Source organism: Terriglobia bacterium (assembly GCA_020073205.1).
Classification (GTDB): Bacteria; Acidobacteriota; Polarisedimenticolia; order Polarisedimenticolales; family JAIQFR01; genus JAIQFR01.
In genome coordinates this window covers 71,907-85,121 of the sequence record JAIQFR010000006.1, presented here as the reverse complement: position 1 = coordinate 85,121, position 13,215 = coordinate 71,907, and the positions used below count along the sequence as shown (strand labels likewise).

The following is a 13,215-nucleotide window of genomic DNA, read 5'->3' as shown; positions in this document are numbered from 1 at the left end:
ACGTCCATCCAGGTCTTGAGCAGGATCGCCTCGTAGTAGATGGACGGGAGGTACGTCGCGGCGAGGAAGCCCGATACGATCGCCCCGCGCCGTCCGAACCACCCATCGGACGCCAGGAAGACCATCGGGGCGACGAGCGAGCCGAGGATGAGCTGCACGGAAACGGCGGCGACGTGGCTGGCGCCGAACAGCGCGTAGAGCGTCCCGAGGAAGTACGGGTAGAGCGGGTCCTGGTAGAAGATCCCGCCTCCCAGCCAGTCCCCCGCCGCGATCCTCCTCGCCCACTCGTCGAAGAACAGCGGATCCAGGCCGAGATGGGTGAAGTACTTCGAGTCGACGACGTTCGCGAGGTGGATCCCGCGCAGGGCCGCGGAGAGCAGGAACAGGCAGAGCGGCCACCCGTGCCGCGCCAGCGCCGCTCTAATCCGCCGCCGAGCTCCTTCCATCTTCGGCGCGGCGCCGCGGAGAAGCCTACCCCTTCGCCTTCGCGACGAAATCCCGGCGAAGGGCGTCGAGCATCCGCTCCCTGGCGTCGTAGAGGCGGCGGAGGGGACGGGGCTCGTGGCGCGTCAGCGCGTAGGCGACGAGCAGCGGGAGCACGACGGTGCTGTCGCCGTAGACCACCACCGAGTCCGGCAGCTTGTCCGGATCCACCTTCCCCCACGAGACCGCCTCGCTCGGGGTCGCGCCGGATAGGCCGCCGGTATCGGGGCGCGCGTCGGTGACCTGGACGAAGTAGTCGTGCCCAGCGCTGGGCAGGCCGAGGACCTCCTGGATGTGGGGCTCCGTCTGGAGGACGAAGTTCTTGGGCGAGCCGCCTCCCAGGATGAGCACGCTCGAAGTCCCGCCGCTCTGCTTCGCCTCGTACACGATCGCCGCGGTCTCGTTGACGTCCCGCGAGACGTCGATCCTGGGGCCGCGGCTACGGAGCCACAGCTCGGCGACGTTCATCCCGATGGAGGAGTCACCCGGCGACGAGGTGTAGCACGGCACGCCGCACCGGTACGCGGCGGTGAGCACGCAGGTGTCCTGCACCCCCAGCTCGTCCTCGCGCGCCGCGAGGTACTTCCCGAGGAGGAAGTGCAGCTCGGCGGACGACATGTCGCGCTGGAACTCGGCGCCGAGCATCACCTCGCGAAGGTAGGCGTCGGTCTTGAGGAGCACCTTGTAGTCGAACAGGACGTCGTAGATCCTGACGACGCCTTCCTCGCGCAGGACGCGGTCGTCCACCTGGTGGTCGCCGCGATGGAGGGCGAGGCCGAGCCCGAAGTGGGCGTCGTGGTAGAGGTTCGCCCCGGTGGAGACGATCCAGTCCGCGAACCCGGCCCGGATCATCGGCACCAGGGCGGAGCGGCCGAGGCCGGCCGGCGTCAGCGCCCCCGAGAGGCTCATCCCGACCCGGCTCCCGGGCTCGAGCATCCTCTCGACCAGGAGCCGCGCGGCCCTTTCGAGACGTCCGGCGTTGAACGCCTGGAACGCCTGGTCCACGAGGTCCGCGGCGCCGATTCCCCTGGCGATCGGCTCGGGGTCGATCTTCTTGCCGGAAAGCCACCCGCTCTTGGAGTCGGACACGCCTCCCTCCCGGCATCCGGGGCCGGTCGCCCCGTCGAAAGCCCGCATCGTAACACGGGATGCTAAGATGCCTTCCATGCTCCGCGGGAATCGGCGCACGGGAACGGCGCTCGCCGCGCTGGCGCTCTCAGGAGCGGCCCTCTTCGCCTGCGGCCCGGGCGAAGCTCCGACGGCGCCCGCTTCTTCCGAGTCCCCCGCCCGACTCCGCTTCGCGAGCCGGCGTCCCGACGTCGTGCTGATCACCGTCGACACGCTTCGCTTCGACGCGACCGGCTTCTCGGGCGCGGGAAGGGTCAAGACGCCGACGTTCGACCGGCTCGCCTCCGAGGGGCGCGCGTTCCCCTCGGCGCACGCCCACGCGGTGATCACGCTACCGTCGCACGCCTCGATCCTGACCGGCCTCTACCCGTACCAGCACGGGATCAGGGACAACGCGGGGTTCGTCCTCCGCGACGACGTCCCGACCCTCGCGACCGTCCTGAAAGGGGAGGGGTACGCCACGGGAGCGTTCGTCTCCTCGTTCACTCTCGACGGCCGATTCGGGTTGAAGCGCGGGTTCGACTTCTACGACGACCGGTGCGAGGGGTACTCGGGAGATCCCTCGAGGCTGGCCGAGCGCCCCGGCGACGTGACGGTCGGACTGGCGCTGGCCTGGTGGGAGGCCCACCGGGACGCGCCCCGGTTCCTCTGGGTCCACGTGTTCACGCCGCACTACCCGTACGATCCGCCGGAGCCGTTCAAGAGCCGCTACTCCAAGGCGCCGTACTTCGGAGACGTCGCCCTCGCCGACGAGCAGATCCGCCCGGTGGTCGAGGCGCTGGAACGATCCCGCGATCTCGCCCCGATCGTGGTGTTCACCGGCGACCACGGCGAGTCGCTCGGCGAGCACGGCGAGAAGAGCCACGGCATCTTCTGCTACGAGTCGACGCTCAGGATCCCGCTGGTGCTCTGGTCGCCCGGCAGGATCCCGCCGGGCTCCGACCCGAGGCCCGCGCGGCACGTGGACATCCTTCCCACCGTCCTCGGGGCGCTGGGCCTCTCCGCGCCGGCGGGAGTGCCCGGGCGTTCCCTCCTCGGCCCGGCCGGCGACGACGCTTCGAGCTATTTCGAGGCCCTCACCGCGTGGCTCAACCGGGGGTGGGCGCCGCTCTACGGCAGGATCGAAGGGGGCCGGAAAGCGATCGACCTGCCCGTTGCCGAGCTGTACGACTTGCCCGCCGACCCCGGCGAGACGAAGAACCTCGCCCGCACGAGCCCCGCGATCGAGCGTGAGATCGCCTCCCGAATCCCGGCGGAGGCTCGCGAGGCCCCGGGACGCGAGACCCCCGACCGGGAGACGGTGGAGAAGCTCCGCTCCCTCGGGTATCTCGCCGCAGGTCCGGCTCCCGCTCCGGTGCGCTTCGACGCCTCTTCCGATCCCAAGAACCTGATCTTCCTCGACGAGGAAGTGAACAAGGCCGTGCTGCGCTACCGGAAGGGACACGACGCCCCGGGAGCGATCCGAGACCTCGAGTCGATCCTCGCGCGGGCCCCCGGCATGGCGAACGTCTACATGCAGCTCGCCGTGATCGAAGCGGAGCAGGGACGCGTCGATCAGGCCCTCTCGTTGCTGCGGAAGGCGGTCTCGACGGGGACCGGCGGCGAGAAGATGAAGATCCAGCTCGCGCGCGGGCTGAGCCAGGCCGGCCGGGCGGACGAGGCGTGGGCGGCGCTCTCCGATTGCCTCGACTCGAGGAACCCGGAGACCCAGGAGGCGCTCGGCACCGTCGCGGCCGCGCAAGGGCGGTACGACGAGGCGCAGGCGAGGTTCGACAAGGCGCTCGCGCTCGACCCCACCTACCCCGCCGCCCGCGTGGACCTCGCGGTGCTCCTGATGAACCGCGGCCGGGCGGACGAGGCGAGGAAGATGCTCGAGCGCGCGCTGTCGGAGAACGCGTACCTCCCGGACGGGTGGAACGCGATGGGAGTGATCCGGGCCCAGGAAGGCGACGTCAAGGGCGCGGTGGACGCCTGGGAGCGGGCGCTCAGGATCAACCCGAAGCTGACCATCGCCCTCGTGAACCTCGCGGTCGCGGCGGAGAAGCTCGGAGATCGCGGGAAGGCGGTCGCGGCGCTAAGGAAGCTCGTACCGATGCTCCAGGGGAGCGCGCGGAGCAAGGCCGAGGCGAAGCTCCGCGCCCTGGAGCAGGGCGCGCCCTCAGGCCGCTGAACGCGAGGCGGCGATTCGGGCCCCGGAGCGGCTATACTGACCGATCCCCTGTTCCTCGGAGGAGCGGCGTCCCGCTCCACGGAGAGTCCGCCATGAATCGCTCGACCCTGCGCCGATCCCTCGCGCTGCCGCTCTTCCTGGCCGTGCTCGCCCTTCCGGCCATGGCCGATCCGGGCAGCGGCCCGCCATCCCCTGCCACTCCGGCCGAGGCGCAGCGGTTCATCGAGGCCGCCGAGTCCGAGCTGCTCGGCCTCTGGACCGCCGCCGAGCGGGCCTCCTGGGTGGAGTCGACGTTCATCACCGACGACACGGAGAGGATCGCCGCGGACGCCCACCAGGCGGTCATCGCCGCGACCATGAGGCTCGCGTCGGAGGCGAACCGGTACGACGGCCTGGCGCTCCCCGGCGACGTCGCGCGGAAGCTCACGCTCCTCAAGATCTCCCTGTCGCTGGTCGCCCCGAGCGATCCCGCGAAGCAGGCCGAGCTGTCGCGGATCGCCGCGTCCATGGAAGGCGCGTACGGGAAGGGGCAGTACTGCCCGCCCGGTAAGGCGTGCATGGACCTGACCGTGATCGAGTCCCGCCTCGCCTCGAGCCGCGATCCCGCGGAGATGCTCGACCTCTGGAAGGGGTGGCACGCCATCGCGCCCCCGCTCCGTCCCAAGTACGAGCGGTTCGTGACCCTCGCGAACGAGGGGGCGAGGGAGCTGGGGTTCCACGATCTCGGCGCCCTCTGGCGCGCCGGGTACGACATGCCTCCCGACGAATTCGCGAAGGAGGTGGACCGTCTCTGGGAGCAGGTCCGGCCGCTCTATGAATCGCTCCACTGCTACGTGCGGTCGAAGCTCCAGGAGAAGTACGGGAACGGCCTGGTTCCCGACGGGAAGCCGATCCCGGCCCATCTCCTCGGGAACATGTGGGCCCAGGAATGGGGGAACGTCTACGACCTCGTGAAGCCCGCGGCGAAGGACGACTCCTCGATCGACGTGACCGCGCTGCTCCGCTCGAAGAAGATCGACGAGCGGGAGATGGTCCGGTACGGCGAGCGGTTCTTCACCTCCCTCGGCTTCGCTCCGCTCCCGAAGACCTTCTGGGAGCGCTCGCTGTTCACGAAGCCCCGCGACCGGGACGTGGTCTGCCACGCCAGCGCCTGGGACATCGACTGGAAGGACGACCTCCGGCTGAAGATGTGCATCCAGGTCACCGGCGAGGACTTCACGACGATCCACCACGAGCTGGGGCACAATTTCTACCAGCGCGCGTACGACAAGCAGCCGCCCCTGTTCGCGAGCGGCGCCCACGACGGGTTCCACGAGGCGATCGGCGACGCGATCGCCCTCTCCATCACCCCCGATTACCTGGTGAAGGTGGGCCTGCTCGACAAGGCGCCGCCGGCCGGTGGCGACATCGGCGTCCTGCTCCGGATGGCGCTGGACAAGGTGGCCTTCCTCCCGTTCGGCCTCCTGGTGGACCAGTGGCGGTGGAAGGTGTTCTCGGGCGAGGTCGGCCCGGCGGACTACAACAAGGCGTGGTGGGAATTGAGACGCAAGTACCAGGGGGTCGCGCCGCCCCTCCCGCGCAGCGAGGCCGACTTCGACCCGGGCGCGAAGTACCACGTCCCCGCCAACACGCCGTACACCCGTTACTTCCTCGCGGGCATCGTCCAGTTCCAGTTCGACCGCGCCATGTGCGCGGAGGCCGGCTACGTCGGCCCGCTGCACCGCTGCTCGATCTACGGGAACCGCAAGGTCGGCGAGAAGTTCAACCGGATGCTCGAGATGGGGCAGTCGAAGCCCTGGCCCGAGGCGCTGGCCACGTTGACCGGCGAGACCAGGATGGACGCCACGGCCATCCTCGACTACTTCGCGCCGCTCAAGAAGTGGCTGGACGAGCAGAACGCCGGGAAGGTCTGCGGCTGGTAGCGGACGGCTACTCCAGGAGGTCCCAGAAGTCCGGGGCCTTCCGGAAATGGAGATGGGCGAAGACCGCGCCGTCCACGTACCGGCGCACGTGCTCGAGGATCGACTCGGACAGATCGGGCATCGCCCACGGGAACGCCGCGCAGCCCATGAGCGAGGCTGCCGCGATCGTCGGCGCGACGGTCTCGAGTTTCGCTTCCGCGGCCTGGTACAGGCGCCAGATCCCGGCTACCGGGTGGAGATCGCCCCGGGGCTTCGGCGGGGCCTCCTCGCTGCTGTCGAACGGTAGCGCGGGCGTCAGCCAAGAGGGCCCCCCGGGCACGAGGACCGCGAAATCGTCGCCCAGGCTGGGCCACGGCGCGGACAGGGCCACCGCGGTGCTCTTCCCCGAGCGCGAGGGACCCGCGAACACGTAGGCCCGGCCGTCCCGCAGTACCCCCGCGCCGTGAAGAGCGAAGCCGCCCTCCTCCGCCGCCAGCCTGGCGAGCACGAAGCGGGCGACGTTCTCGACGATCCGCTCCACCCGCTCGTCCGGCTCGTCCGCGAGGGCCAGCCGCCAGGTGCCGCCTCCGGGGTCGGGGGCGAGCGCGAAATGGTACGAGCGGGCGAAGGGCGTGCCGTCCTCGACCGTCCCCTCGATCCGGTAGCGCTCGAACAGCCGCCAGTGAGGGAGCCACAGGGGATCGGCGCCACGCACCACCCGAAGGACCCGCGCTGCAGCGACACCGTCCGCCGGCACGATGAACCCGTTCCAGCGGCGCGAGAGGGCGTTGGCCAAGGCGTCGTCCAGGCCGTCGAGGACGACGTGCCACCTTCCGAGCGCGAGCGCGATCGAGCGACTCCCCCGCGGGCGGTCGAGGGTACGGAGCGCGTGGAGGAGGCCCGTCTCCGGCATGGCGCCGTGCAGTCTATCAACCCGGTGGTGGCGGCTCAACGCAACGCAGGAGGCTCGTCGACGCGATTGTCGCCGGCCGAGGCACCGGCGTATGCTCCGCGAGCGCGATTCGTGGGGTCGTATGTTGCAAAGCGATGGGGTCGGCCGAAGCGTGGGGTACGCCCTCATCGGCATGGCCCTCGTCCTGCTCTTCGCCGGCAAGCTGGTGCAGCTCGTCGACCTGGACATCTTCTACCACCTCGCGGTGGGGGAATGGATCCTCGACCATCGAGAGATCCCCCACACCGGGCTCTTCTCTGCGACCCGCGGCGATGCGCCCTGGGTCGACAACGAGTGGGGGTTTGAGGTCGTCGCGGCCTCGGTTCATCGACGGATGGGTGTCAGGGGTCTCGTCCTCCTGTCCGCTTTCCTGCCGACGCTCGCCGCCGCCGTGCTGGGCGCGGCGTTGCGTCGGCGGGGCGTCCCCCTTCCGGGGATCGCGGCGGCGATCGGTCTCGTCGGCTGGGGCCTCGGGTACGTGAACCTGCGCCCGCAGCTCGTGACGTACGTCTTCCTGGCGGTGTTCCTCGCGGGGCTCGCCGACGTGATGGAGGGCCGAACCCGGGCCCCTCTGGTCTATCTCCCCCTCTCTGCCGCCCTCTGGGCCAACATGCACGGAGGGTTCATCGTGGGCCTCACGGTCCTTGCCATCCCCGTGGCGGTGGAGCTGCTGCGACGGGCGGCCAGAAGGCCGCCCGCACTTCCTCTCGCGGCCCTGACCTCGGCTCTTGCGCTCTCGAGCGGCGCCGCGTTTCTCAACCCCTACGGATGGCGCCAGGTCGTCTACCCGCTCGAGTACGCGCTTCGCCCGGCCATGACCTCGTTCAACGGCGAGTGGCAGCCGATCACCCTGGCCACCCTGCCGGGCCTCACGCTCCTCCTCGCGGCGGTGTTCACCGTTTTCGCGCTGTCGCCGAGGCGCCCCTCGCTGCACGAGCTCGCCCTCGCGCTGGCGTTCGTCGGGCTCGGTCTCAAGGCGTGGCGGCACGTGGGCCTCGTGGCGTACGTGGGGCCCGTCGCGTCGGCCTCGTCGGCCGCCGCCGGGTTGGAGTCGGCCTTCCCGCGGGGCTCGCGCCGCCGCTCCCTGGTCCTTCCGGTGCTCGTCACAGGAGTGCTGCTGGGAGGGTTCGTCGCGACCGGCGGGTTCCCGAGCGAGTCGCCATTCCACTTCAGCGGCGACGTCCTGCTCCCGGTCGACACCGCGAACTTCTTCGCCGAGCACCGCCCTCCGGGCGCGCTGTTCAACCAGTACGGCTGGGGCGGGTACCTGATCTACCGGTTCAAGCCCGAGTCCGTGGTGTTCGTGGACGGGAGGAACGACCTGTACGGTGAGGACTTCATGGCCGACGTCGTCCGGATCCTGAGCGCGGAGCCCGGGTCCGAGGAAATCCTGGAGCGCTACCACGTCGGCTCGGCGATGCTCGCCTACCACCCGTCCAACTCGCGCCTGATCCGCAAGTTCCTCGACGCGGGATGGGTGTGCGTGCACCGCTCGACCGGGAAGGTCCCGGTGGTGCTCCTGATCAGGAGGACGGACGAGGCCCTTCCGCTGATCGAGAAGTTCGGAATGGCGCTCTCGGCACCCTAGGGCCTCCACGCCTAGACGCGCCGCTCGGGAGGGCGTGTGATCGGAGCGATCGTTCTCGCGGGCGGCAAGTCGGAGCGAATGGGGAGACCCAAGCCGCTCCTGCCGTGCCGCGGCTCCACGTTCCTCGGAACGATCCTCCACACGCTGGCCCTGACCCGGGTGAGCGCGGTGCGCGTCGTGCTCGGCCACTACGCGAAGGAGATCCGCACGGCGGTCGGCCTCCCCCGCGGCATCGTAGTGGTCAACCCGAAGCCGGACCGCGGGATGCTGTCCTCCCTGCGCCTCGGCATCGCCGCGCTGCCCGCCGGGGTCTCGGCGTTCGTCGTCTGGCCCGTGGACCACCCGCTCGTCGAGGCCGCGACCTTGGACCGGCTGATCGAAGCCTTCGAGACGTCCGGCGCGCCGCTCACGGTTCCGCTCCATTCTGGCCGGCGCGGGCACCCCGCCCTGTTCTCGATGGCGCTCGCTCCGGAGATCGACGCCGCGCCGGCGGCCGAGGGGGCGCGAGCGGTGGTGCGCGCGCACGCCCGAGACGTCATCGAGGTCGCCGTGGACGACCGCTGGGTGGCCGCGGGCATCGACACGCCGGAGGCTTACGCCGCCGCGTTCGGGCGGCCGGCCGTGGGAGAATGACGCGTGGAGGAACGCCGATGAGCGAGATCAGGGTGGAGAGGGATCCGGCCGTGGAGACGCTCCTGAAGCTCGGGGTGCGAGGGTGGCCGGTCTGGACCAAGGAGGTCTCGGAGTTCGCCTGGAGCTACGACGAGCCGGAGACCTGCTACTTCCTGGAGGGGGACGTGATCGTCACCCCCGATGGGGGGAGCCCGGTCAGGGTGGGGAAGGGCGACCTGGTCACGTTCCCGTCCGGCATGTCGTGCACCTGGAAGGTGAACGTGCCGGTTCGAAAACACTACCGGTTCGGATAGCGCGCGCGGCTTGAATCGGCGGAGCGAACGGGGGATCATGGCGCCATGAGAGGCCGCGCCGTCGCGATCGCGCTTTCCGCGGTCTTATTCGCTTCTTGCTCCGGCTCCGCCCCGACGGCACGGGACCGGACGGTCGAGGAGCACGAGCGGGGCTACCGGTTCGTCCTCCCGCCCGGCTGGAAGATGTTCGGGTGGGAGGCGCGCTCACCTTCCGGCAGCCTCCTCACCATCGACGTCCACTCGCTGGTCGGCGCCGACGCGAAATTCGTCGCCGGACTTCCACAGTCGGTCGTCCCGCAGCTCGAGGCCTGGACGCTCTACTACTTCAACGTCGTGGAACAGGCGGTGAGCCGAGAGACGACCGTGGGAGGCGCACCGGCGCTGGAAGTGGTCTACCCGACTCGAATCCGCGCCCAGGACCCGCCCTCTCGCGCCGAGTACTGGGTCGTGCGGAACGGGTCGCTCCTGTACATCGTCCGCGCGACGTACCCCGCGGGCCGCGCCGACACGGACGGACCTGCGGTGCGCGACCTCTTGGCCTCGTGGACGTTCCTCGAGGCGACGGCGCCGAACGCGAAGCCGATAGCGACGACGCCTTCACCCCGTTCTTGAGCCTCGGGGTTCCATTCGAGCATCCGGGGGCTCTGCCCCCGGACCCCTGGCCCCACGCTGCGGACGGGTCGGGGGACCGACCCGTCCTTCGCGTGGGTTCCACTTCTCAGAAGTCTCTCGCTACATCACGGCGGTAGGCGGCGCCGGCTCGTCGGCCGCGCCGGCCTTCCGGAGCGGCACGTACACCATGTAGAGGGCCAGGACCGCGAACACCGCCAGCGCCAGCCATCCCGTCGCCGGACCGAAGGCCGGCAGCGAGGGGAACGTCGGTCCCCGATGCATCTGGTCCTTGACGAACACCACCGCCGCGACGATCAGACCCATCAGCGCCTCGCCGGCGATCAGCCCCGAGGCCGCGAGGATGCCGGCGTTCTCGACCCTCGCCTTCTGAGCGTCGTTGTACTTCCGCTTCGTGACCAGCTTCTCCACGATCCCCTTGATGAGCCCGCCCATGAAGATCGCGAACGTCGTCTCGAGCGGGAGGTACATCCCGACGGAGAACAGCATCGGGCTCTTCACCTTCACCAGGATCATCGAGATCCCCATGGCGATCCCGACGATCACGAGCGGCCAGGCCATCTCGCCGCCGACGATCCCCTGGGACAGGGCCGCCATGAGGCCCGCCTGCGGGGCCGACAGGTTCGGTCCGCCGAACCCGCCGTTCGCCGGGTTCTGCGCCAGGTCGGAGTTGTGCAGGACGTAGAGCGGAAAGAACATGACCAGGCCGGCGATGATCACGCCGAAGATGTCGCCGACCTGCATCTTCCAGGGGGTGCCGCCGAGGATGTGTCCGACCTTGAGGTCCTGCAGCATCTCGCCGGCGACCGCCGCCGAGACGCAGCCGATCGCCGCGACCCCCAGCACGGCGGCGACTCCCTGGGTCCCCTTCGCGCCAACGATCACCATGGTCAGGGCCGCGACGATCGTGGTCGCCAGCGTGAGCCCGGAGATCGGGTTGTTGGACGAGCCGATCATCCCCACCAGGTTTCCGGACACGGCCGCAAAGAAGAACCCGGTGATGAGCATCACGATCGCGGCAAGGAACGCCGCGGGGAGGGCCTTCGTGAAGTAGAAGTACAGGGCGACCATCAGCACGAACACCGCGGCCACGCCGAGGCCGACGACCTTGAGGTTCATGTCCCGCTCGGTCCGCTCCGTGGCCGCCGCGGCCGTCGCCGACGCCTTGACGTCCGCAATGCTCCTCTTGAGACCGGAGATCAGGTTCTTCCGCATGCGCCAGAGGGTGAAGCAGGCGCCCACGAGCATCCCGCCCACCGCGATGGGCCGGACGATCCGCCGGTAAACCCCTCCCGTGAGGGCGGCCCAGTCCCCGCCGTACTGATCGATCTGCGTCGGGCCGAGGAAGTAGACGAGGAGCGGGACGAACAGGCCCCACGCGAGCAGGCCGCCTGCGAAATTCAGCGCGCCCAGCTCGGGGCCGATGATGTACCCGACGCCGAGGTAGGCCGGCGTCGCCGCGGGCGCGGTGATGGTCGTGATGCCCCCGGCCGCGACGGTCTTGTCGCCGGCCAGGCGGACGAACCCCTCTTTGAGGCGCCCGACCCCGATCTGGAAACGGTTGACCGCGTAATAGATCCCGACCCCGTCGAAGGTGTCGGAGTCCGTCCGGCCCAGGAGCCGAATCAGCGCCCCGACTCCCATGGCCTGGAACAGCTGGATCGCCGCCGCGGCCCCGCGCTGCCCCGCCTTGTGAATCTCGCTCGCCGCCACCGACTCCGGGAACGGGAGGGTCGGGTCCTCGACCATCACCCTCCTGAGGATCGTGACGAACAGGATCCCGAGGATGCCGCCGAGGATCATCAGGGCGGAGGCGGTCAGGTACTCGCTCAGCTGGTTGGGGCCCGGCTTGAACTTCCAGATCTGGAGCATGACGAACGCCGGGATCGTGAAGATCGCCCCGGCCGCCACGGACTCGCCGATCGACCCGACGGTCCTCGCGAAGTTCTCCTCCAGGATCGAGCCCTTGAACAGCTTGAGCACGGCCATCCCGATCACGGCCGCGGGATAGGTGGCCGCGATCGTCATGCCCGCCTTGAGGCCCAGATAAGCGTTCGCCGCCCCCAGGATCACGCACATGATCAGCCCGAGGACGAGCGCCCGGAGCGTGAACTCGCGCATGTCGGTATTGGGCGGCACGAACGGCTTGTGAGGCTTCTCGCTCATGAATTCTCCTTCGCCCTGTACTTCGGCGCGCACCTTTCCGGGCCCGGCGGGGGCGCCACGGAGCCGCGATTCTACTTCAAAAAGGGATGTCCACCGTCACGGGTTCGATTCCAGCACCCGCCGGAAGTTGGCCCCCGCGATCTTCGCGATCGAGGCCTCGGAGAGGCCTCTTTCCCGCATCCGGTCGAGGATCGCCGGGAAGGCGGCACAATCCGGAACCCCCTCCGGAAGATCGGGGACGCCGTCGAAGTCGGAGCCGAACGCGACGAAGTCGTCGCCGACGAGGCGGACGACGTGCTCCACGTGGTCCACGATCCGGTCCAGCGGGGGCCGGACCTTCGCCATTCGCTCGCGCATCGTGCGGGCAAGCCCGCGGGACGCCTCCGCCTTGCGGACGGGGTCGTCGAGGTGCTCCCGCTCGACCTGCTCCAGCGTGGCGAACAGGTCCCCCAGCTCCGCGTTCTGGCGCTCGGCGTACGCCGCGTCGAGGAAGCCCGGGTAGAAGTTGATCCCCACGAGCCCGCCGTGGCCCGCGATCACGCGGATCTGGTCGTCGGTGAGGTTCCGGGCGCACGGGCAGAGCGCCGACGCGTCCGAGTGCGACGCGATGAAGGGGCGGCGCGAGAGGCGGGTCACGTCCCTCAGGGTCGTCTCGTGGACGTGGGAGACGTCCACGATCATCCCCATCTCGTTCATCGCGGCGACGACCTTCTCGCCGAACGGGGCGAGCCCCTCGAAGTCGCAGCGCTCCTCGCCCGAGGAGGCGGCCCACGGGAGGTTCCTGGCGTGGGTCAGCGTCATGTAGCGGACCCCGCGGAGGCGGAGGCGCTCGAGGTTCGTGAGGCTCTCCTCGATCGCGTGCCCGTTCTCCACCGCGAGGAACGCCGCGGTCTTCGCCCCCCGCAGGAGGGCGCGGTCGGCTTCGGCGGCCGTCTCGACCTTCACCAGCGCCCCGCGGGACGAGGCGCACGCCGCCTCGACCCCGTCGAGGAGGTCCATCGCCGCCCGGAACGCGCGACCCTTCGGGAGCGCGGATGAAACGTAGGACGCGAACACCTGGAGGGTGACGGCGCCCCGATCGAGGCGCTCGAGGTCCACGTGTCCCTCGGGATTCCCGGACGTAAGGTCCGCGCCCGTCTGGATCTCGAGCGCCGTATCGCAGTGCAGGTCGGTGACGGGCGTCCTCATCGCGGTCCTCCCTGGCGTGACGCGAGCCGATCCGGCGAGGCGGTGCCACGGGAGTATGATCTACTTTCACCCGGGACAGGAGA

The 13,215-nt window shown here is 69.9% G+C and carries 11 protein-coding genes; 6 read left to right on the top strand and 5 right to left on the bottom strand.

Annotated features, from left to right (window positions below; all coding sequences use genetic code 11):
* Together LAO51_02365 and speY are read right to left on the bottom strand one after the other, a co-directional pair.
* Window positions 1-446: hypothetical protein (locus tag LAO51_02365; protein MBZ5637581.1), on the bottom strand; the 446-nt coding region annotated here is incomplete at its 3' end.
* Between the two features lie 25 nt (window positions 447-471).
* Window positions 472-1,620 (bottom strand): deoxyhypusine synthase, encoded by a 1,149-nt coding sequence (gene speY / locus LAO51_02360; GenBank protein ID MBZ5637580.1) that lies wholly within the window; start codon window positions 1,618-1,620, stop codon window positions 472-474.
* Window positions 1,621-1,639: 19 nt separating this feature from the next.
* On the opposite strand from speY, the gene LAO51_02355 reads away from it, so the two are divergent.
* Both LAO51_02355 and LAO51_02350 read left to right on the top strand, forming a co-directional pair.
* The gene (locus tag LAO51_02355) at window positions 1,640-3,781 is read left to right on the top strand and encodes a sulfatase-like hydrolase/transferase (protein MBZ5637579.1); all 2,142 of its coding nucleotides are present in this window, start codon (window positions 1,640-1,642) and stop codon (window positions 3,779-3,781) included.
* Window positions 3,782-3,873: 92 nt separating this feature from the next.
* Window positions 3,874-5,703: a M2 family metallopeptidase gene (locus LAO51_02350; GenBank protein ID MBZ5637578.1), complete on the top strand. Its 1,830-nt coding sequence runs from the start codon at window positions 3,874-3,876 to the stop codon at window positions 5,701-5,703.
* Between the two features lie 7 nt (window positions 5,704-5,710).
* On the opposite strand, the gene LAO51_02345 is transcribed toward LAO51_02350, so the two are convergent.
* On the bottom strand, window positions 5,711-6,595 hold the full coding sequence (locus tag LAO51_02345; GenBank protein ID MBZ5637577.1) for a hypothetical protein: 885 nt from the start codon (window positions 6,593-6,595) through the stop codon (window positions 5,711-5,713).
* A gap of 151 nt (window positions 6,596-6,746) precedes the next feature.
* Here LAO51_02345 and LAO51_02340 point away from each other — a divergent pair, with 151 nt between their 5' ends.
* From LAO51_02340 to LAO51_02325, 4 genes are read left to right on the top strand one after another with little or no spacing between them, the layout of a single operon-like run.
* Window positions 6,747-8,222, top strand: a complete 1,476-nt coding sequence (locus tag LAO51_02340) for a hypothetical protein (protein MBZ5637576.1) — start codon at window positions 6,747-6,749, stop codon at window positions 8,220-8,222.
* Window positions 8,223-8,258: 36 nt separating this feature from the next.
* Window positions 8,259-8,855, top strand: a complete 597-nt coding sequence (locus LAO51_02335; protein ID MBZ5637575.1) for a nucleotidyltransferase family protein — start codon at window positions 8,259-8,261, stop codon at window positions 8,853-8,855.
* Between the two features lie 17 nt (window positions 8,856-8,872).
* Complete coding sequence (locus LAO51_02330) at window positions 8,873-9,148, top strand: cupin domain-containing protein (protein MBZ5637574.1); 276 nt, start codon at window positions 8,873-8,875, stop codon at window positions 9,146-9,148.
* Window positions 9,149-9,193: 45 nt separating this feature from the next.
* Window positions 9,194-9,760: a hypothetical protein gene (locus LAO51_02325; protein MBZ5637573.1), complete on the top strand. Its 567-nt coding sequence runs from the start codon at window positions 9,194-9,196 to the stop codon at window positions 9,758-9,760.
* Between the two features lie 120 nt (window positions 9,761-9,880).
* Here LAO51_02325 and LAO51_02320 read toward each other — a convergent pair whose 3' ends face one another.
* Entirely contained in the window at window positions 9,881-11,944 is a 2,064-nt protein-coding gene (locus LAO51_02320; GenBank protein MBZ5637572.1) for an oligopeptide transporter, OPT family, read from the bottom strand.
* 96 nt (window positions 11,945-12,040) lie between these two features.
* Window positions 12,041-13,132, bottom strand: a complete 1,092-nt coding sequence (locus tag LAO51_02315) for a dipeptidase (protein MBZ5637571.1) — start codon at window positions 13,130-13,132, stop codon at window positions 12,041-12,043.
* Window positions 13,133-13,215: the final 83 nt, after the last annotated feature.